Origin of the sequence: Actinoplanes sp. NPDC089786 (assembly GCF_040684855.1) — a bacterium.
Taxonomy (GTDB): domain Bacteria; phylum Actinomycetota; class Actinomycetes; order Mycobacteriales; family Micromonosporaceae; genus Actinoplanes.
Genome location: NZ_JBFBGU010000024.1, coordinates 82,768 through 101,675, shown reverse-complemented (window position 1 = coordinate 101,675; position 18,908 = coordinate 82,768). Strand labels below are relative to the sequence as shown.

At 70.7% G+C, this 18,908-nt stretch carries 18 protein-coding genes; 4 read left to right on the top strand and 14 right to left on the bottom strand.

Annotated elements, in window-relative coordinates; translation table 11 throughout:
- The first annotated feature begins 237 nt into the window (after positions 1–237).
- Entirely contained in the window at positions 238–1,083 is an 846-nt protein-coding gene (locus AB0O15_RS40340; protein ID WP_364330768.1) for a serine/threonine-protein kinase, read from the top strand.
- Between the two features lie 220 nt (positions 1,084–1,303).
- On the opposite strand, the gene AB0O15_RS40335 is transcribed toward AB0O15_RS40340, so the two are convergent.
- A complete protein-coding gene (locus AB0O15_RS40335; RefSeq protein ID WP_364330766.1) occupies positions 1,304–2,344 on the bottom strand; it encodes an endonuclease/exonuclease/phosphatase family protein in 1,041 nt (346 codons plus the stop codon).
- A 453-nt stretch (positions 2,345–2,797) separates the two neighbouring features.
- Entirely contained in the window at positions 2,798–3,232 is a 435-nt protein-coding gene (locus AB0O15_RS40330) for an anthrone oxygenase family protein (RefSeq protein WP_364330763.1), read from the bottom strand.
- Between the two features lie 67 nt (positions 3,233–3,299).
- Here AB0O15_RS40330 and AB0O15_RS40325 point away from each other — a divergent pair, with 67 nt between their 5' ends.
- Positions 3,300–3,956 (top strand): TetR family transcriptional regulator, encoded by a 657-nt coding sequence (locus AB0O15_RS40325; protein WP_364330760.1) that lies wholly within the window; start codon positions 3,300–3,302, stop codon positions 3,954–3,956.
- A 270-nt stretch (positions 3,957–4,226) separates the two neighbouring features.
- Here the strand turns inward: AB0O15_RS40325 and AB0O15_RS40320 are convergent, their stop codons facing one another.
- Genes AB0O15_RS40320 through AB0O15_RS40295 form a run of 6 tightly spaced genes read right to left on the bottom strand, consistent with a single transcriptional unit; the run spans position 4,227 to position 9,175 of the window.
- Positions 4,227–5,072 (bottom strand): NAD(P)-dependent oxidoreductase, encoded by an 846-nt coding sequence (locus AB0O15_RS40320; RefSeq protein ID WP_364330757.1) that lies wholly within the window; start codon positions 5,070–5,072, stop codon positions 4,227–4,229.
- Between the two features lie 21 nt (positions 5,073–5,093).
- Positions 5,094–6,107, bottom strand: a complete 1,014-nt coding sequence (locus AB0O15_RS40315; protein ID WP_364330754.1) for a hypothetical protein — start codon at positions 6,105–6,107, stop codon at positions 5,094–5,096.
- A gap of 39 nt (positions 6,108–6,146) precedes the next feature.
- The gene (locus tag AB0O15_RS40310; RefSeq protein WP_364330751.1) at positions 6,147–6,926 is read right to left on the bottom strand and encodes an ABC-2 family transporter protein; all 780 of its coding nucleotides are present in this window, start codon (positions 6,924–6,926) and stop codon (positions 6,147–6,149) included.
- 2 nt (positions 6,927–6,928) lie between these two features.
- Entirely contained in the window at positions 6,929–7,714 is a 786-nt protein-coding gene (locus tag AB0O15_RS40305; protein ID WP_364330749.1) for an ABC-2 family transporter protein, read from the bottom strand.
- A complete protein-coding gene (locus AB0O15_RS40300) occupies positions 7,714–8,721 on the bottom strand; it encodes an ATP-binding cassette domain-containing protein (RefSeq protein ID WP_364330746.1) in 1,008 nt (335 codons plus the stop codon). Before AB0O15_RS40300 ends, AB0O15_RS40305 begins: the two co-directional genes overlap by 1 nt.
- Before the next feature lie 46 nt (positions 8,722–8,767).
- Complete coding sequence (locus AB0O15_RS40295; RefSeq protein WP_364330743.1) at positions 8,768–9,175, bottom strand: Imm10 family immunity protein; 408 nt, start codon at positions 9,173–9,175, stop codon at positions 8,768–8,770.
- 233 nt (positions 9,176–9,408) lie between these two features.
- Here AB0O15_RS40295 and AB0O15_RS40290 point away from each other — a divergent pair, with 233 nt between their 5' ends.
- Positions 9,409–10,872 (top strand): CehA/McbA family metallohydrolase, encoded by a 1,464-nt coding sequence (locus AB0O15_RS40290; protein ID WP_364330740.1) that lies wholly within the window; start codon positions 9,409–9,411, stop codon positions 10,870–10,872.
- Between the two features lie 29 nt (positions 10,873–10,901).
- Here AB0O15_RS40290 and ptsP read toward each other — a convergent pair whose 3' ends face one another.
- The 5 genes from ptsP to AB0O15_RS40265 form a co-directional block, all read right to left on the bottom strand.
- Complete coding sequence (gene ptsP, locus AB0O15_RS40285; protein ID WP_364330737.1) at positions 10,902–13,301, bottom strand: phosphoenolpyruvate--protein phosphotransferase; 2,400 nt, start codon at positions 13,299–13,301, stop codon at positions 10,902–10,904.
- Positions 13,301–13,927, bottom strand: coding sequence for a dihydroxyacetone kinase subunit DhaL (dhaL, locus tag AB0O15_RS40280; RefSeq protein ID WP_364330734.1), 627 nt, complete (start codon positions 13,925–13,927; stop codon positions 13,301–13,303). The genes ptsP and dhaL overlap by 1 nt, the downstream gene beginning before the upstream one ends.
- A gap of 2 nt (positions 13,928–13,929) precedes the next feature.
- The gene (gene dhaK, locus AB0O15_RS40275; protein WP_364330732.1) at positions 13,930–14,931 is read right to left on the bottom strand and encodes a dihydroxyacetone kinase subunit DhaK; all 1,002 of its coding nucleotides are present in this window, start codon (positions 14,929–14,931) and stop codon (positions 13,930–13,932) included.
- Between the two features lie 69 nt (positions 14,932–15,000).
- Positions 15,001–16,911, bottom strand: a complete 1,911-nt coding sequence (locus AB0O15_RS40270) for an RNA polymerase sigma factor (RefSeq protein ID WP_364330729.1) — start codon at positions 16,909–16,911, stop codon at positions 15,001–15,003.
- 7 nt (positions 16,912–16,918) lie between these two features.
- Positions 16,919–17,242, bottom strand: a complete 324-nt coding sequence (locus AB0O15_RS40265; protein WP_364330727.1) for a YciI family protein — start codon at positions 17,240–17,242, stop codon at positions 16,919–16,921.
- A 137-nt stretch (positions 17,243–17,379) separates the two neighbouring features.
- Here AB0O15_RS40265 and AB0O15_RS40260 point away from each other — a divergent pair, with 137 nt between their 5' ends.
- Positions 17,380–17,997: a DUF998 domain-containing protein gene (locus AB0O15_RS40260; RefSeq protein WP_364330724.1), complete on the top strand. Its 618-nt coding sequence runs from the start codon at positions 17,380–17,382 to the stop codon at positions 17,995–17,997.
- 78 nt (positions 17,998–18,075) lie between these two features.
- On the opposite strand, the gene AB0O15_RS40255 is transcribed toward AB0O15_RS40260, so the two are convergent.
- Positions 18,076–18,522 (bottom strand): hypothetical protein, encoded by a 447-nt coding sequence (locus tag AB0O15_RS40255; RefSeq protein ID WP_364330721.1) that lies wholly within the window; start codon positions 18,520–18,522, stop codon positions 18,076–18,078.
- Between the last annotated feature and the right edge of the window lie 386 nt (positions 18,523–18,908).

The window sequence follows — 18,908 nt, the reverse complement described above, 5'->3', positions numbered from 1 at the left end:
TCATCGAAAGGAGGTGATCACCATGGCTGGTCGTCGCATCCAGTCGCCGTTGCAGCACCGCGGCGGTCGTACGCGGACCCGCACTCGCACGCGGACCCGCACCCGCACGCGCGGCTGATCCGGTCCTCTCCGACGGGTGTTTTCCGGCGCCCGTCGGTGCCGAAGCGGAGATCCGCCCGGGTGCATCACCGAACACCCGGGCGGGTCTCCGACCACATTCTTCAGACTGGACTGGTCATGATCGACGAAGTTGTGCCGGCTCCGGCCCTCGACGACGAGGACGGCGAGCCGATCTGGTCGTTCGCCGAGGGCGCCTCGATGCCCGGCAGCTTCCGCGCGTGGGAACGGCTCGGCGTCGGCATCCGCTGCGAGACCTGGCTGGTCTGGTCGCCGCGGCTGTGGGGGCCCGCGGTGCTCAAGCTGCCCCGGCCCCACCAGGTGGGCAACCCTCGGTCGACGCGCTCGCTGGCCCGCGAGGTGGCCGCGCTGAGCGACAACCCCCATCCCGTGCTGCCGCGGCTCTACGAGGACGGCATCGGCGAGGAGATCCCCTACGTGGCAACCGAATACGTCGACGGGCCGACCCTGGCCGACGAGATCGACGAGACGGGTCCGCTGGGCGCCGAAGACGTCGCGCTGCTCGGCATCCAGGTGCTCGCCGGGCTGCGTACGCTCCACCAGCACGGGGTTGCGCATGTCGACGTGAAGCCGGAGAACATCGTGCTCCGCGACGGCCGCCCGATCCTCATCGACTTCGGCTCGGCGCGCGAGATAGGCGCCAGACAACCAACCGGCCGGCCCGTGGGTACGCAGGGATATGCGCCTCCCGAGATGGAGGCGTGCGAGCCGATCACCCCCGGGATGGACGTGTACGCCCTGGGCATGACGTTGCGCGAGGCGCTGACCGGCTCGCTGCACGGGGCCCTGCCGAAGGACGGGCTGGGTGAGGTGATCGCGCGGCTGTGCGAGCCTGACCCGGCGCGCCGGCCGACCACCGAGGGCGCGCTGGCGCTGCTCGGCGTGACCTTGGACGAGGACGTGCGTCCCTGGCCGGGCTGGGTGCGGCCCTACTCCGGCCGATGATCACCATGTTGGAACACTTCACGCCCCGGGTGCACGAGGCGCCCATCCATCTCGTGCGCCCAGCCGCCGCGGCCCACTTCACGATGCCCGCGCTTCCCGAGAGACGCTCGACCACGACCGATGCCCCCAGCCGATGCCCCACGGCCGAACGCGCTCCGCCGGTACGCGCGGCCGATGGTCTCGGACGATGCTTTCGGCCTCGGACGATGCTTTCGGCCTGCTACAGGTCGAGGTCGATGCAGGCCGGGTCGTGGTCGCTGCCGTCGCCGGTGATCTGGGTGCGGCGCATGACGTGGGCGGCGGCAATCGGAAGGTCGGTGGTGGTCCAGATCTGGTCGAAGCAGCTGTAGCTGTTCTTCCTGTTCGCTCGGTGGCGGTGGGTCCACATGGTCGGGGACTCGGCGGCGAACCTGTCCTCGACCAGCGCGCCGGTCCGGGTCGGGCCGGGGATCGTGGTTGCGGCGGTGATGTGCTCGACCATGCCGTGCCGGGTCAGGGCGGACAGCGCGAGGCCGGCCGGATCGTCATTCAGGTCGCCGAGCACGACTGCTCGCTTGGTGATCCGCTGCTTGCGCAGGATTGCCGCGATGGCCTCGGTCTGCCGCGTACGCTTCGCCTGGATCGCAGCGTGCGCCTCCTCCACCTCGGCCGGGCTGAGCGCGAACTCGTCCGTGACGAAGTTGCTCTTCAGGTGGTTGACGAAAACGTTCACTGGCTTACCGTCCGGCGCCTCGACCGCCACCTGGAGCAGGTCCCGGCTGAACACGCGGCCGCCGAAGTAGCGCCACGAGCTGATCCGCTCGATCGGCGCCCGCGAGCAGACGGCCACGTCGATCCGGCGCGGGTCGTTGCCCTCGATCACGACGCGATACGGATAGTCGACGCCGAGAGCAGCCAGGTCCTCGCGGCAGAAGGTGTCGAGCGTGTCCTGGTCCTCGACCTCCTGCAGGCAGAGCACGTCGGCGTCGAGAGCGGCGATCCGCCGTGCCACCCAGGCCCGGGCCTTCGGGTCCTTGCCGCTGACCAGCCGGCCCGCGAAGGTGCGCAGGATCCCGGTCAGCTCCTGCCCGTCGGGCAGCACGATCCGCACGACGTCCCCGCCGGCCGACTGCCCGTCCATGGTGACCGCGCCGGCGGCCGCCTCTTTGCTGTCGGCATGCAACTCCGGCAGCGCGGCGTCAGCAACGGTACGAGGCAGATCCGCCGCGAAGCTCCACCGCGAGAAGAGATTGTTGACGTTGAACGTAGCGACCCGCAGCATCTTCACTCCTCGACGGAGACCGTCCCCGCCACCAGCCAACCCCTTCCCGACCTGCGCTCTTGTCACCCACCCGACCCTTGGCACCAACCCGAGCCGATCAACCGACACCATCCACACCGAACGGCCACGCTCCTCCCCCTCAACGCCCCACTCCCGCCACCCGAACAGCAAGCCAGCGCAAGCAGGGCGGCAGGGTGGCAAGGCGGCGAACCAGAGCGGACGGCGGGCAGCGCGCGCAAGGCAGGCGACGCTCGGGCAACGCAAGCAGAGCAGGCGGCGCAAGCGAGGCGGGCAGCACGAGCGGGGCGGGCAGCGCGGGCAGGGGCAAGCAGGGCGAGCGGCGCACCCTGAGCGGGCACGGCAGGTGGCACGAGCTGAGCGTGTAGGCGGCGGCCCGGCGCAGGCAGACCAGCAGGCCAGCAGATCAGCCCACCGTACGGGCGGAGCCAGTGCCTAAGTGGTGGCGGCGAAGGCGAAGCAGACGAAGGCCAGGATCGCGGCCGAGGAGCGGAAGACGTCGATGCGCTCCCAGCGGACGACGGTGGCGCGCCAGTCGGTGGGTGGGGCGTCGGCGCGCCAGTCGCTGACCTTCATGTTGATCGGGACGGTGCCCAGGAAGGCGAACAGCAGGAACGCGAGCAGCAAGGCCACGCCGGCCCAGCGGAAGGGCGTCGCGTCGGCGATGAGGACCGCGACCGCGGCGACCACCGTTGGCAGCATGAGGATCGGCACGACGACCCGCAGGGAACGCACCAGCGCCACCCGCGCCGCGATGTGCGCGCGGTCGTCGAGGTTGCGCAACGCCGGCTGCACGCCCCAGCGGACGATCAACTCGGCGCCCGCCAGCAAGCCGGCCAGCACGAGACTTACCGCTTCCAGCACAGCCATTGCCCAACACCTCTTCCACAAAAGTTCAGTGACTAGAAATTTACTGTAGCAGCACTATGCTGGCGTGGTGACCACGGAAGACGGGGCCGGGCTGCGGGAGCGCAAGAAGAAGCTGATGCGCGCGCAGTTGTCGGCCACAGCGACCGAGATGTTTCTGGAACGGGGATTCGACGCGGTCCGGGTGGCCGAGATCGCCGCGGCCTGTGGGGTGTCCGAGAAGACGGTGTTCAACTACTTCCCGGCCAAGGAAGCGCTGTTGCTGGATCGCTTCGAGGACACGCTGGCCGCAGTGCGCGGGGCGCTGGCCGACCTGGAGACGTCACCGGTCGATGCCGCGCTGGGCGTGCTGGGCGGCGAGTTGAATGGGCTCGTCACCTGGGTTGCCGAGCAGGACGACCCGGCTTCGGCGGCCGAGTCGCTGCGGCGGTTCCGCGAGTTGAGCACCAGCACGGCGAGCCTGCGTGGCTACCGGCACGAGATGATCGACAAACTGACCGCCGCGGTGACGGAGAACCTCGCCCACCGGGCCGGCCGACCGGCCGACTCCCCCGAGCCTCAGATCGCCGCGATCGCCCTGGTCGGCCTCTGGCAGGTCCACGCGGCCAGCCTCAACCGCCACCTCACCGACATCCGCAACCCGGCCCGCCTCCGCAAAACGGTGATCGCCGACGTCCGGCGAGCCGCCGACGCCATCGCTCCGCTGTTCGCGACCTTCACCCGATGACAGATCGCCCGGAAGGAAGACCGGCGCATGACGGCTGCCGGAACCCTGACCGCCACCCGAACGGAAGACGTCACGGGCCAAAAAACGAACGCCGGGAACCCTGACGGCCATCCGAACAAGCGACGTCGCGGGAAGAAGAACGAAGACGTCGCGGGAAGAAGAACGAAACAGGCGCCCCGGAAAGCCGGCCTGAACAGCCGAAACCAGCCCGAGGCGAAGACCAGGCCAAAAACGCACACCAGGCCAAAGACGAACGGCCAGGTAAAGCCGCTACTTCCCGGTAAAGGCCTCCGCCACCGCCGCCATGTCGCTACCGCCATGCCCCGCCTCGGCCGCCCGCGAATACAACCGCAGCACCGCGTCAAGCAGCTCCGGCGGAAACCCGGATTCCGCCGCCGCCTCGACCATCAGCCCGACATCCTTGACCACACCATCAACAGCGAACGACGTCGTGTAGTCGCCGGCCAGGATGGCTTTGCCCTTGAGCTGGGCGTACGGCGCCCCGGTCGGGCCGCCGTCGATGGCCTCCAGGAACAGGGCCGGGTCGATGTCCAGGGCGCGGGCGAACTGCACCGACTGGCCGATGCCGGCCATCAGCAGCGACACCCAGGCGTTGCACACGAGCTTGAGCCTGGTCGCCGCCCCGATCGACGGCCCGGCCACCACCACCCGCGAGGCGATCGCGTCGAACACCGGCCCGCACCGGTCGATCAGCTCGGAATCTCCGGAGGCCAGCACGATCAGCGCGCCGTCCTCGGCCGGCTTCTTCGTGCCCAGCACCGGCGCGTCGACGAGCGCGTCGACCCCGTCGGCGATCTCGGCGATTCCGGCGACGCCGACCGTGGCGCACTGGATCCACACGGCCGTTGGACCGAGCGCGCTGACGATCGCCGGCTTCGCGGCCAGCACCGCGGCCGCGTCGAAGAGCATGGTGATCACCGCGTCGGCCCCGGTGACCGCCTCCTCGACACTGCCGGCGGCGACGGCGCCGTCAGCCGACAACGCCGACGCCTTGGCCGGGGTCCGGTTCCACACCGCCACCTCGTGCCCGGCCCGCAACAACGAATGAACCACGCCGACGCCCATGACCCCGGCGCCCAGAACCGCAATCCGCATGTCGAGAACGCTAGCGCAGCCTCAGACCAGCCGGACGAAGACCGTCTCCGGATGGTCGTACTTCTCCACGTACCGTGACTGAACCTCGGCCGCCTCGTCGTCACCGTCCGGCAGCACCGTGACCTGGAACGACCGCTCGGGCGCGTGGTGCAGCACCGCCCGTACCGTCGACGCCCCGGCCCGTGCGATGTGCGCGACCACCTCCGGGTCGGCCAGATAGAAACGGTCACCGACCAGGAGAAACCTCGCCGTGTACGAGCGTTCCTCGCCCGGGTCGGCGATGGTCACCCGGGTACGCCAGTAGTCGTCCACCGGCATGCTCCGGTCCCACAGCTCCTCGAACCGCTCGGTCACGAACCCGCCCAGCGGCGAGTCCTCGGACACCTCCAGCTGCGAATGGTCCCCGGACAGCCGGCCCAGTGGCAGGAACGAGGCGAGCAGGCGGTCGTCCCAGCAGTAGACCTGGAGGGAGGCCGAGGTCGAGTACAACCGCACCTCGCATCGATGCCGGAGCGCCTGGTCGAGCCCGAGGTGGAATTCGTTCAGTGTCTGTAGGTTTCGCCGCGACTCGGTGGCCACGTCGCCACGGCCGCCCAGCTCGACGGTGCGCTGGGCGGCGGCCACCGAGTCGGGGTGCATGAGCATGATCCGGACCGTGCCGCCGCGCCGGAGCAGGTCGGTCGCCGCGGCGAGAAAACGCTGGTCGTGCGGGGGCAGCAGCAGCCGGGAGAAGGTGTGCAGGATCCGGACGCTGGAGGCGGCCGCCCTGACCCGCCCGATGTACCAGGGAAAGTCGAGGTGCCGGTGCTCACGGACCCGCCCGCGCTCGGCCCGCCGGATGATCGGCGTCAGCGCGAAGATCACCACGAGCGTGCCGACGAACTCGGAACCAAGATTCAGGGCCAGATTCGATCCGTACGCTTCGCCGCCCCGCGCGAGCCACAGCAGGAAGACCGACACCGCCGCGAAGACCACGACTACCGGCAGCGTCCGTGACCGCACCACTTGCCCGAGCCAGACGCGAAGCATCCTCATGAGAAGCAGCGTAGGACGGCGGCACACGATCCACAGTGTTCAGTTGCCGGCGGACTCGTACCGGCGCAGGCCGCGCTTGAAGATCGTCAGCGCGACCACCGCGCAGTAGACCGCGACCAGCGGCGTGAGCAGGCCGATCCACCGGTTCGACCCCTCGTTGAGCAGGTATGCGGCCGGGAAGAAGCTGACGAACGCGAACGGCAGCACGAAGCCCAGCGCGGCCTTCAGCGCCAGCGGATAGATCGACAGCGGGAACCGGGCCAGCTCACCGACCTGATGCACGGCGAAGGCGAACAGCGGGCTGGGGCTGGACAGCCAGAACGACACCGCGTTGGTGGCCAGGTTGATCGACAGCTTGATGACGATCGCGCTGATCAGCAGCACCACGCCGATCAGCACCCGCCACGGGGTCCAGGCGACGGTGCTGTGCGCCAGCGCGGTGCCGACCATCGCCCCGCCGACCAGGATGTTGCTCAGGCCGTTGATGCCGAGCACCGAACTGGACGACTGCAGCACCACGGGGTATGGCCGCACCAGGAAGTAGTCGAGCTCACCCAGGTTGATCTGCCAGGCCAGCTGCCACATGCCCTCGAAGAAGAGCGACCCGACGCCCTCGGCCAGCGCCACCACCCCGAACATCAGCAGCACGGCCCAGAACGTCCAACCGTTCAGTGACGGAACCTTGACGAACAGGGCGGCCAGGAAGACGATGTTCACCACCTGCATCAGCACCGTGGCGACGGCCAGCGTCCAGAAGTCGGCCTCGTACTCCAGCAGGGCGCGCAGATGGGCCCCGAGCAACCGCAGATAGAGCCGCATCCTCAACCCCCGTTGACCGTCAGTTGCCGGACCGCCGACCGCCACAGCAGCCGCGCGCCGAACCACAGCACGACCACCCAGCCGAGCTGCACCGCGACCAGCAGCGCTCCCTCGCCCAGGTCGACCCGCCCGATGTAGATCAGCGCCGGCGTCGAGGTCAGCCCCGCGAACGGCGACCACTTGGCCAGCGTGCCCAGCCAGTCCGGCAGGTAGACGAGCGGGATCAGCGCGCCGGACAGCAGGTTCACCACGGCGATCCGCGCCCACTGCACGCCCATGTAGTTCTGCGTCCAGAAACACACCAGCGAGGTCAGATAGAGGATCAAGAACTTGAGGGGTACGAGGAGCAGCATGCTGATCGCGAACAGCGCCAGCGCCGGCCCGGCCGGCACCGAGATCCCGCCGAGCGCGAACCCGACCCCGGCGCACGCGACGATCACGATCAGCACCTCGATCCAGAGCCCGCCGAGCGCCTCGGCGAACCGCGACCGCTGGTAGTCGACCGGCTTGACCAGGTCGAGGGCGACCGTGCCCTGCAGGATCCGGAACGCCATCCGGAAATCCCCGTTGATCGACACCAGGGCGCCGGACGCGAACGCCACCAGCAGGTACGCCTGCATCTGGGGCCAGGTGAAACCCTCCACCGGCGACTGGGCCAGCAGCACCCGCCAGACCGCCAGCAACGCGACCAGCTGAACCAGGTAGGCCACCATGCCGAGCAGCACGTTGAGCCGGTATTCGAGCGCGCTCAACGCGATCGCCCGCGCCTGAGCGGTGTAGGCGCGCATCACGAGCGGTCCAGCTGGAGCTCGCCGGAGTAGACGCGGCGGATGACATCTTCGATGCTCGGCTCGTCGACCCGGAAGTCGACCAGGGTGGCCAGGCCGGCCAGCGCGGTGACGGCCTGACCGGCAGTAAGGACGAACCGGTCGAAGCGTACGGAGAGATGCCGTGGCGTTTCACCCTCGGTGATCACCGCACCGGGCAAGGCGACCCGCACCGCCTCGATCGCGGCCGGCTGTTCGGTCTCGACGTGCAGGATGCGCTCGCGGGCATACCGGTCCTTCACCGCGCCGAGGTCGCCGTCGAAGATGATCCGGCCCTCGTCGATGATGACCAGCCGGCGGCAGAACCCTTCGATGTCGGCCAGGTCGTGGCTGGTCAGCATGACCGTGGTGCCTTCATCGCGCAGCGTACGGAAGAATTCCCGGACCCTGTCCTTGACCGCCAGATCGAGGCCGATGGTGGGCTCGTCGAGATAGACCACCCGCGGGCCGTGCAACATGGCGGCGGCCAGGTCGGCGCGCATCCGCTGGCCGAGCGACAGCTTGCGGCCCAGCGTCGGCAGGATCTCGCCGAGGTCGAGCACCTCGTCGAAGCGGGCCAGGCGCTTGCGGTAGGTGGCGTCGTCGAGGCCGTAGATGTCGCGCAGCACCGCGAACGACTCACGGACCGGAAGGTCCCACCAGAGCTGGGTGCGCTGACCGAAGAGGACACCGATACGGTGCGCGATGGCGGTTCGGTCACGCCGCGGATGCAGACCGTCGATGCGTACGTCGCCCGAGGTCGGCACCAGGATGCCGCTGAGCAGCTTGACCGTGGTCGACTTGCCGGCGCCGTTCGGCCCGACGTACGCGACGGCCTCGCCCGCCTCGATCGACAGGTCGACGTGATCGACCGCGACCTTGTCGGTGAACCGCCGCCGGAACAGGTGTTTCACCGAGCCGGCCAGCCCCGGGTCCTTCTCCGGTCGGCGGAAGACTTTGGTGAGGTCACGCGCTTCCACGATCGGCATGCCCGGAACCCTACGAAAGCCATCGATGTCCGGGCGACCGACTTTCTCAGAAGCCGGTCAGCGTGGGCCGCGCCGACGGGCGCCCCCACAGCACGATGCCCGGGAAGAGGTCGCGGAACTCACGCCGCTCGTCCGCGTCCACCTGCAACTCGACCTCGACGTCACGGTCCAGTTCGAGGGTGTCCGCGGCCTCCGAGCTCAGCCGCAGCACCAGCCGGTCACTGTTCAGCGCCACCGACTCCAGCCCGCCGTAGAAGGTCAGCCCCTCGGCCGTGGTCAGGCAGTAGCTGTCCCAGCCCATCCGCATGTCGGCGGCGTCCGGCTCGTCGGCCGACCGCATCACGATGAACGCGAACCCGGCGCCGTCCCCGTTCCCCGCGAACCCGGCCTCCAGAACGTCCAGCTCCTCGTCCCGCACGGCGCTCATCACCCGCGCGATCAACCGCGTCGTCATCGGTCCTGGCCTCCCCGTATGACCAAATCCGTTCCACCGTGGACGGTAGGCCACCCCACGATCACGCGCGAGGCGGCCGCTATGACGGTAACGCCGTCGCGCGGACGGCGCTGGACCCGCGCCGATCCATGGGGTAGGACGGAGGGGGTCGCGGCCGAACTGGCCGCAACCCCGTCACATGGGCGTCGCCGGGCGGTCAGCCCGAGGCCACGGCGCGCCGGGAGGGTGGGCCCATGCCTAGCCGACGCAACCTGCTGATCAGCGCGGCCGCCGGAAGCGCGGCCGTCACGCTCGACCCGGTGTCGTTCGCCGTCGCGGCCCCCGGTGGCACGGAGACCCGGACCCTGACCGGCACGATCCCCTACGGCGCGCCCGACTGGGTGTACGTGCCGCTGGAGATCCCGACGGGCGTCAACAAGATCGAGGTCAGCTACGCGTACGACCGGCCGGCGCCGCCCCCGGGACAGGCCGGTAACGCGCTGGACATCGGCATCTTCGACGAGAGCGGCCACGACCTCGGCGACGCGCGCGGGTTCCGGGGCTGGTCGGGCGGGTTCCGCACGGAGTTCGCGATCAGCGCGGCCGAGGCGACCCCGGGCTACCTCCCCGGCCCGATCCGGCCGGGGACCTGGCACGTGATCTTCGGTCCGTACACGGTGCACCCCCAGGGTTTGACCTGGACCTTGACCGTCACGCTGAGCTACGGGGCACAGCCGGCGCCGTTCCAGCCACGCCCGGCGCCGCTCCAGGCGACCGGCCGGGGCAAGGCGTGGTACCGCGGCGACCTGCATCTGCACACCGTCCACTCGGACGGGCGCCGCACCCCGGCCGAGCTGGCGTCGGGCGCCCGGGCGGCGAAGCTCGACTTCTTCGTCTCGACGGAACACAACACGACCAGCGCGCACGGCGTCTGGGGCGAGTACGCGGGGCCGGACCTGCTGATCATCAACGGCGAGGAGATCACCACTCGCAACGGGCACTACACCGCCCTCGGGCTGCCCGCGGGCACCTGGATCGACTGGCGCTACCGGGCGGCGGACGGCGGGCTGCAACGCTTCGTGGACCGCATCCACCGGGCGGGCGGTCTCGCGGTGGCGGCGCACCCGAACGCTCAGTGCGTGGCCTGCGGATGGCGGTTCGGGTACGCGGGGCTGGACGCGGTCGAGGTGTGGAACGGACCGTGGACCCCGGACGACGACGCCGTCCTGGCGGCGTGGGACAACCTGCTGGTCAGCAACCGGGGGCGCCAGTGGCTCCCGGCGGTCGGCGCCAGTGACGCACACAGCGAGCCCCAGGTGATCGGACTCCCGCAGACCGTGGTCCGGGCCGACAACCTCGACCGTCGCTCGGTCCTCGCGGCTGTGCGGGCGGGGCGGTCGTGGATCGCCGAATCCGCGGCGGTTTCGCTGTCGTTCACGGCGGCCACGCCGCGGGGGCGGGCGGAGATCGGTGATCGGCTCCCGGCCGCGGCGGACGACCCGGTTCAGGTGACGCTTTCGGTGTCCGGCGCGCCGGGAGGTACGGCGCGGCTGATCTCGGATCAGGGCGTTCGGGTTACGGCGCCGCTGTCCGCTGAGGGGACGGGGACGGTCGCGTGGCCGACGAACTCGCAGAACTCCCGGTATGTCCGGGCTGAGGTTCGTCGAGCCGATACGTCGATGGTGGCGTTGACCAATCCGATCTTCATCGGGGGCTGAGGGTGCCTTCCGCCCGGCTTTGACTTTGATCACTGAAGCAATGCTGCGCGGACCGCGTCCGCGTCCGGAAGGTCCAGCACGTCAGGGTTGGAAGCGGGGGCGGAGCGGACGGCCTCCTTGACGCCTGGGATCGACGGTGGCGAGACGGAGAGTTCGCGGACGCCCAGGGCGATCAGGAGCGGGACTGCTGCCTCGTCGGCGGCCAGTTCGCCGCATACAGCGACCGTAAATTTGTTGCCGGCTGCCTGGCAGGTGGCGGCTATCAGGCGGAGGACGCCCGGGTCCAGGGCGTCGGAAAGTGTTGCCACTGAAGGGTTTCCGCGTTCGGCGGCCATGGCGTACTGGGTCAGGTCGTTGGTGCCGATGCTGGCGAAGTCGATGTGGGCGGCGAAGGTCGACGCCTTCAGGGCCGCGGCCGGGACCTCGATCATGATGCCGACCTCCAGGCCTGCGGGCCGTCCGATGCCGGTTCGGGCGATGGCCTCGTCCAGGGCCGTGCGGGCCGCCGTCAGCTCGGTCAGGGTGCTGATCATGGGGAACATGACGCTGACCGGGGTGTCGCGGGCGGTTCGGACCATGGCGGTCAGTTGGTCGGACAGCAGGGTGGGGTTGGCCAGGGAGTGGCGGATGCCGCGGCGGCCCAGGAAAGGGTTCTGCTCGGGTGGGGTGGGGATGTAGGGCAGGGGCTTGTCGCCGCCCACGTCGAGGGTGCGCAGGGTGATGCGGCGGCCGTCGAGGGCCTGGGCTATGGCCCGGTAGGTGGCTTCCTGTTCGTCGACGTCGGGGGCGGACGGCCGGTTCAGGAACAGGAACTCGGTGCGGACCAGACCCGCGTGGTCGGCGCCGTTGGCGGCGGCCGCCTGGGCGTCCGCGGTGGAGCCGAGGTTGGCGCCGACGCGGATGGTGACGCCGGATGGGGTGGTTGCCGGGCGGGCGGCGGTTGACAGGGCGCGCCGGCGTTGGGCGGTCTGGTCGGTCGCGCGCTTGCGGAAGTCGGCCAGGACTTCGGGGCCAGGGTCGAAGACCACTTCTCCGGTACGGCCGTCCAGGGCGACTGTGGTGCCGGGGGCGACGTCCAGCGCGGCCGGCCCCACGCCTACCACCGCGGGGATTCCCTTGGCCCGGGCCAGGATGGCGCCGTGAGCGGTGGGGCTGCCGGCGGCGAGCACGATTCCGTTGACCGTGGCGGGGTCGAGGGCAGCCGCCTCGGCCGGGGTCAGGTCCGGGGCGATCAGGACGCCCGTACCCGTCGGAGGGGTTGCGGTTGCACCGATCAGGGCGCGCAGGACCTGGTCGGCGACGGCTCGGACGTCGGCCGCGCGGGCCTGGAGGTAGGAGTCGTCGAGCGCGGCGAACTCGTCGGCCACCCGGGCGGTGGCGGCCGACCAGGCCTGGGGGGCGGCGGTGTCGTCGGCGATGCGGCCGCGGGCGTCGTCCAGGAGGTCGGCGTCGTCCAGGAGCAGCAGGTGGGCGTCGAAGATGCCGGCCTCGGCGGTGGGTGTGGTGCTGCGCAGGTGGTGAATCTCGGCTCGCACCGCGTTCAGGGCTTGGTCCAGGCGTTGGCGCTCGCGATCCGCGCCCAGGGATGGCACGTCGGGAAGGTCCGGTGTGGACTGTCGCGGCAGCCAGGCCGGTCCTGTTCCGATGCCCGGAGATGCCGGTTGCGTGCCCGGTCCGGGGCTCGGTGGCGCGGGGGCCGGGGCCGTGTCTTCGTCGAAGGCTCGTGCGGCCAGGGCGAGGATGCGGTCGATCGCCGGCCGGGCCTGGGGGCCGGATGCGCGTACATCGAGTTCGTGGTTCTGATGTGCGCCGAGGGTGGCTACTCGGGAGAGGCTGGACGCGGGCACCCAGGCAGAATTCGTGGTGCGGTTGCGGATCTGCACGGCGGCGCCGGACTCGCGGGCCTCGGTCACCAGGCGGGCGGCGGGGCGGGCGTGCAGGCCGTGCGGGTTGGTCACGGTGAAAGTGGCGGTGGCGTCCGGGATTCCGGGCTCGGGAACCTCATGTTCCATCAAGGTTGAGGTTCCCAGCTGGGATTCCTTGCCGGCCAGGCCGGCCACGGCCTCGGCGGCCACCTCGGTCCGGTCGGCGCCGTTGGCGGCGGCCACCGCGGCCGCGACCAGGCCCTCGACCAAGGGGGCGGGGCAGAGCACGACTCGATCGCGCTGGTCGGGGTCTTCCAGCAGGTCCAGGGCCAGGTCGGCGGAGAGGACGGCGCTGCCCAGGTCCATCAGGACGACCACGCCGTCGCCGCGGTCGGCGGTCGCGATGGCCTCGGCGATGGCCACCGCGTCGGTGCCGAAGGTGTCGGCGTCGAGGCCGGCGGCCACCGCCAGCGTGAGGTCTTTGCCCTGGACCATCTCGACGGCCAGGGCCACCGCGGCGTCGGCCAGCGCCCGGCTGTGGCTGACCACGACCAGCCCGGTCATCACCCGGGCAGGGTGGCGGCCGCGGCCGCGAGCAGGAGGGTCATCGAGGTCGCGCCCGGGTCCTGATGGCCGGCGCTGCGTTCGCCGAGGTAGCTGGCCCGGCCCTTCCGGGCGACCATCGGGATCGTCGCCTCGCGGCCCGCCTCGGCCGCGCGTACGGCCGCATCCATCGCCTCGGCGAACGGCTGGCCGTCGGCGATCGCGGCGTCCAGCGCGTCGACGGCCGGCGCCAGCGCGTCGTACATCGTCTTGTCGCCCGCCACCGCCTTGCCCCGCGCCACCACCCCGTCGAGCGCCGCGCGCAGCGCCTTGGCGAAGCCCGCCGCGTCCAGCGTCTCGTCGTCGCCGGCCGCCGCGGCCATCCGCAGGAACGCCGTGCCGAAGAGCGGCCCGCTCGCCCCGCCGACCGTGCTGACCAGCGTCATCCCGGTGCGTTTGAGCACCGCCGCGGGGGTGGCCGGGCTCTCCTTGCCGAGCATCGCCACCACCGCCTTCATGCCGCGGTCGAGGTTCGACCCGTGGTCGGCGTCGCCGATCGCCGAGTCGAGCTCGGTGAGCATCTCGCGATGGGTCTCGACGAGCCGCGCGAACTCGGTCAGCCAGGCGGTCAGGGAAGCCGGATCCACGCTCACGCTCCCCACCGCAGACCGGGCGTGTTCACCGGCGCGTCCCACAGTCGCAGAATCTCGTCGTCGGCCTTGAGCAGGGTGACCGAGGCGCCGGCCATGTCCAGGCTGGTGATGTACGGCCCGACCAGCGACCGCGCGACCGTGACACCCGCCTTGGAGAGGATCGAGGCGATCTCGCTGTACAGCACGTAGAGCTCGATCAGCGGGGTCGCGCCCATGCTGTTGACGAAGGCGATCACGCCGTCGCCGCCGGTGAAGTCGAGGTCGGCCAGAATCGGGCTGACCAGCATCTCGGCGACCTCGGAGGCGGGCGCGAGCGGCACCCGGCGGCGGCCCGGCTCGCCGTGGATGCCGATGCCGATCTCCATCTGGTCGTCGGGCAGGTCGAAGGTGGGCTTGCCGGCGGCCGGGACCGTGCACGAGGTCAGCGCCAGGCCCATGCTGCGCCCGCTGTCGTTGACCTTCCGGGCCAGGTCGGCGACCTCGCTGAGCGAGCGGCCCTGATCGGCGGCGGCCCCGGCGATCTTCTCCACGAGGACGGTCACGCCGACGCCCCGCCGGCCCGCGGTGTAGAGGCTGTCCTGCACGGCGACGTCATCGTTGGTGACCACCGAAACCACCTGTACGCCGGTCTCGGCCTCGGCCAGCTCGGCCGCCATCTCGAAGTTCATCACGTCGCCGGTGTAGTTCTTGACGATGTGCAGCACGCCCGCGCCGCCGTCGACCGCCTTGGTGGCGGCGAGCATCTGATCGGGCACCGGAGAGGTGAAGACCTCGCCCGCACAGGCCGCGTCGAGCATGCCCGGCCCGACGAACCCGCCATGCAGCGGCTCGTGGCCCGACCCGCCGCCGGAGATCAGCCCGACCTTCCCCCGCACCGGGGCGTCACCCCGGATGATCAGGCGATTCTCATGATCCACCCGCAGCTCGGGATGGGCCGCGGCGATGCCACGGAGCGCGTCGGACACCACGTTCGCCGGGTCGTTGATGAGTTTCTTCATCGCTGGCTCCCTCGCCGCTCTGAATCGCCCAGGGGGGCTTTATCGACACGCTACGCCGAAGATCGGTGTTCAGTGCTGGCCGTTCGGAGGATCCTTGAGCCGGCGGAGGGTGTGCCCGGTGATCCGCTTGCAGAGGTATTCGGCGCGCTCGTAGGACAGCCTGCGCCGCCCGGTCTCGGGGCATCGGTCGGCCTCGGCCAGGGGGCGCGACGGCACCGGCCGGCGGTCGGCCAGGAACACCGGTCCCCGGGTACGCTCGGCGAGCAGCTGTGGGAGCAGCCGGGCGGTGCCGGAGCGCCAGGTGACCCAGCGGCGACCGGCCCGGGCCCGCCGATCGGCCAGATCGAGATCTTCGACGCCGAGGGACAGCACGGCCTGGATCGGCGCGCCCGACTCTTCGATCAAGGTCCACAATGTACGTTCACGCAGCGGCACGGATTCGCTGTGCCACACCACTTCTCGCGCGGCCTTCTCTGCTCGCGTGACGTCCTTTCTGGACAATCCGCTGGCCGCCTCGCTCCGGCCGATCCACGCGGCGAAGGTGCGGGCCGCCGCCACGTGCCGGTTCCAGGTCGCCGGCGCGGCGTCGCCCCACGCCACCGCGAACGCCCGCGCCACCCGGTCGGCGGTCAGCTCGCCGAGCGGCAGCCGGTCACCCAGGCTGCGACGCAAACGAACCATCGTCTGCCGGTACGACCGGAGCGTCGCCGCCCCGAGATCGTCCCGGGCCAGGAACGCCTCGGCCACCTCGCCCAGCGTCGGCTCGCCCGGCCCTGCTTCCCCGGCCTTTTTCATCAGGAAGGCGCGTTCGGCGGCATTGGCGGCCAGGTCGGCGGCCCGGCCGAACTCCAGCCGTGCCTCCGCGATGCGGCCGAGGCGCAGCAGCAGGTCGGCGCGGACGCTCGGCAACAGGTGGAAGTCACGCAGCGCCGGGTCGGCGAGCAGCGGCTCGACCAGCTCCAGCGCCTCGGCCGGATCGCGGGCGAAACTCACCGCCACGGCCCGGTTGAGCCGGACCACCGGGGTCGGCAACAGGCGTTCGAGCAGTTCGTAGAGGGTGGCGATCTGCGCCCAGTCGGTGTCCTCGGCGGTGCGGGCCTGGGCGTGACAGACGGCGATCGCGGCCTGCAACACGTACGCTCCAGGCGTACCCCCCAGCTCTCGGGCCCGAAGCATCGCGGTGAAGCCGCGCCGGATGAGCAACTGATCCCACAGCCCGCGGTTCTGCTCGTGCAGCCGCACCGGAGCGCCGTCCGGGCCGGTGCGCGCGGCCGACCGCGACGCCTGGATCTCCATCAGCGCGACCAGACCATGCGCCTCGGCCTCGTGCGGCGCGAGCTCGGCCAGAACGCGCGCCAGCCGCAACGCCTCCCGGGTCAGCTCGGGCCGCAACAGGTCGTCACCGGCCGTGGCCGCATAACCTTCGTTGAAGATCAGATACAGCACTTCGAGTACGGAGGAGAGCCGCCCCGCCAGCTCGTCCGGCGGCGGTAACTCGAACCTCGCGTGAACCTCGGCCAGCGTGCTCTTCGCCGCCGCGATGCTCTGCTGGATCACCGGTTCCGTGGTGAGGAAGGCGCGCGCGATCTCGGCCGGGCTCAGGCCGGCCACCATCCGCAGGGTCAGCGCCGCCCGGGTGCGCGGCGCGAGCGCCGGATGGCACGCGATGAACATCAGACGCAGGACGTCGTCCGGCTGCTCCTCCAGCGCGTCCACGGCCAGCCGCGGCGCCAGCTCCTCGAACCGGCGCGCGCGGCGGATGTGGTCGACCGCCCGGCGCTTGGCGATCGTGGTCAGCCAAGCGCCGGGATTGTCAGGGATGCCGTTATCGGGCCACTGTTCGAGCGCGGCGAGAAGCGCGTCCTGGGCGATCTCCTCGGCCAGCCCGACATCGTGCAGCAGCCGCATGAGGGCGGCCACGATCCGGGCCGACTCCAGCCGCCAGACCGCGTCGACGGTGGCCCTGACGTCGTCGTTCACCGTCTTGTCACGGCCCGTAGACCTGCTGGATCACGCTCTTGCCGTCACCCACGATCCGCCGGAAGCGCCGGCCCAGCTCGATCGCCTCGGCCTTGGAGCCGACCTCGACCAGCGCGAACCCGCCGACCGCCTCCCGCGACTCGGCGAACGGCCCATCGGTCACCGTCAGCTCATCACCCACCGACGTGAGCACCACCCCTTCCGGGGCGAGGCCGCCGGTGGCCAGCAGCACACCCTTGGCGGTCATCTCCTCGATGAACTTGGCCATCTCCGCGTACAGCTGCTCGTCCGGCTGGTCATCGGCCGCCATGGACGTCATCAGGAAGCGCATATCGCTTCTCCTTCTCGCTCGGGTCCTGTGCCCCTACGTCGACCGGCCCATGTGACAGGGAATTACGCCATTCCCTGTCACATCTTCGGGCCGACGACCTGATGACAGCAACCTTCTTCGCAGAGAGGCGCCCACTCATGACTACCATCGCCACCACCGCCCGTCCCGCCGTCGCCACTCGCACGCTCCTGACCGCCGGCGCCGTAGCCGCCCCGCTGTGGGCCGGGGTGTCCCTGACCCAGGCCTTCACCCGCGACGGCTTCGACCTGACCAAACACCCGCTGAGCCTGCTGAGCACCGGCACCTTGGGCTGGCCGCAGATCACCAACTTCGTCGTGGCGGGCATCCTCCTGCTGGCCGGAGCCGCCGGCCTCCGCCGCACCGCCGCCGGCCCCTGGACCCCACGCCTGGTGGCCACCAGCGGCCTCGGCATGATCGCCGCCGGCCTCCTGGTGATGGACCCCGGCAACGGCTTCCCCGCCGGCGTCACCGCCATCCCGACCACGATGACCTGGCACAGCATCGGCCACATGGTCGCCGGCACGATCACCTTCACCGCCCTGATCGCCGCCTGCTACGTCCTGGCCCGTCGCAACCGCTCCGTCCCCGCGGCCGTCGCGGGCACGGCCCTCCTGATCGGCGACGTCTACTGCTCGGCCGGCGGCAAGGCCGGCTCCTTGACCCTGGCCATCGGCGCCATCACCGCCATGCTCTACATCTCCTACACCGCAGCCCGCCACCGCCACGCCGCGTGACCGGTTCCTGGGCAGTCGAAGGGCGGGTCGTCCGACCTGCCTCGGCGTTCATCTCCCCTTCGTTCATCTCCCCATCGTTCATCGAGCGCCGGAACCGAGATGACCTACCTCCGTCTCGCCACTTTCCGGCTCGGGACGGTCACTCAAGGAAACGGGGCCAGGCCGACCGGTGAGGCGGTCGTGGAGCCGCCGGCTGGGCATGACAAAGGCGTAGAAGAGCACGTCGGCGGCGACCTTGCCGACCACCACGCCCGTGGAGACGTCGTCGAACAGGGCCGGCCCGGCAGCCAGGAGTAAGGGACGAGTCACGAAGGTGTCGATCAGCTCGGCCGGACCGAACTCGACCAGAAGACTCCGCAACGAGCGGAGGGTAGGCCGCCCGGCTCGGCGCCACTCGAGACCCAGAATGACCCCGTAGAAGCCGAAGGTCTCCGCAACGCTGCCGCACTGCCCAGCGATGAAGTGGGAGGCACCCCACCGATAGGCGGCCCAGATCGCGCCGAAGGCCGCCGCGGTCCCAGCCACCTCGGCCGCAAGATACCGCGATAGGACCTCGCGAATGCGTCTAAAACTGGGCACAAGGGGACCGTAGGGTCCGCCGAGCCCCCGCCCCGGACAAAGTGCCCGGCCTCGGCCGGCCGGATTAGTCCGGACGACCAGCGCCCACCTCGGCCGTTCGGCCGCACACCCACCCGTCCCACCGCGGTAGGGGTGCGTTGCCGTCGGTGCGTACCCGGTTGGGTTCTGCCCCCGCGTCGGCGTGCTCTCGCTGAGTGCCCGCTCTCACGCTGTTCATGGGGCAGAGGTGGGTTGCCAGGCGCGCGACGGTGGTAGGGCCAGACGGGGACAACGGTCGCGTCCCTGTTACTGCGTCGCCCGACAGTCAGGGCGAGCGGCGGCAGCGGACGAGC

Bases quoted from the DNA above. Each gene is read 5' to 3' on its own strand.
- AB0O15_RS40260 (WP_364330724.1), top strand. From the start codon at position 17,380: ATGACTACCATCGCCACCACCGCCCGTCCCGCCGTCGCCACTCGCACG.
- AB0O15_RS40305 (WP_364330749.1), bottom strand. From the start codon at position 7,714: ATGCGCGCCTACACCGCTCAGGCGCGGGCGATCGCGTTGAGCGCGCTC.
- AB0O15_RS40290 (WP_364330740.1), top strand. From the start codon at position 9,409: ATGCCTAGCCGACGCAACCTGCTGATCAGCGCGGCCGCCGGAAGCGCG.
- AB0O15_RS40340 (WP_364330768.1), top strand. From the start codon at position 238: ATGATCGACGAAGTTGTGCCGGCTCCGGCCCTCGACGACGAGGACGGC.
- AB0O15_RS40320 (WP_364330757.1), bottom strand. From the start codon at position 5,072: ATGCGGATTGCGGTTCTGGGCGCCGGGGTCATGGGCGTCGGCGTGGTT.
- dhaK (WP_364330732.1), bottom strand. From the start codon at position 14,931: ATGAAGAAACTCATCAACGACCCGGCGAACGTGGTGTCCGACGCGCTC.
- AB0O15_RS40335 (WP_364330766.1), bottom strand. From the start codon at position 2,344: ATGCTGCGGGTCGCTACGTTCAACGTCAACAATCTCTTCTCGCGGTGG.
- AB0O15_RS40300 (WP_364330746.1), bottom strand. From the start codon at position 8,721: ATGCCGATCGTGGAAGCGCGTGACCTCACCAAAGTCTTCCGCCGACCG.
- AB0O15_RS40265 (WP_364330727.1), bottom strand. From the start codon at position 17,242: ATGCGCTTCCTGATGACGTCCATGGCGGCCGATGACCAGCCGGACGAG.
- ptsP (WP_364330737.1), bottom strand. From the start codon at position 13,301: ATGACCGGGCTGGTCGTGGTCAGCCACAGCCGGGCGCTGGCCGACGCC.
- AB0O15_RS40310 (WP_364330751.1), bottom strand. From the start codon at position 6,926: ATGCGGCTCTATCTGCGGTTGCTCGGGGCCCATCTGCGCGCCCTGCTG.
- AB0O15_RS40330 (WP_364330763.1), bottom strand. From the start codon at position 3,232: ATGGCTGTGCTGGAAGCGGTAAGTCTCGTGCTGGCCGGCTTGCTGGCG.
- AB0O15_RS40315 (WP_364330754.1), bottom strand. From the start codon at position 6,107: ATGAGGATGCTTCGCGTCTGGCTCGGGCAAGTGGTGCGGTCACGGACG.
- AB0O15_RS40295 (WP_364330743.1), bottom strand. From the start codon at position 9,175: ATGACGACGCGGTTGATCGCGCGGGTGATGAGCGCCGTGCGGGACGAG.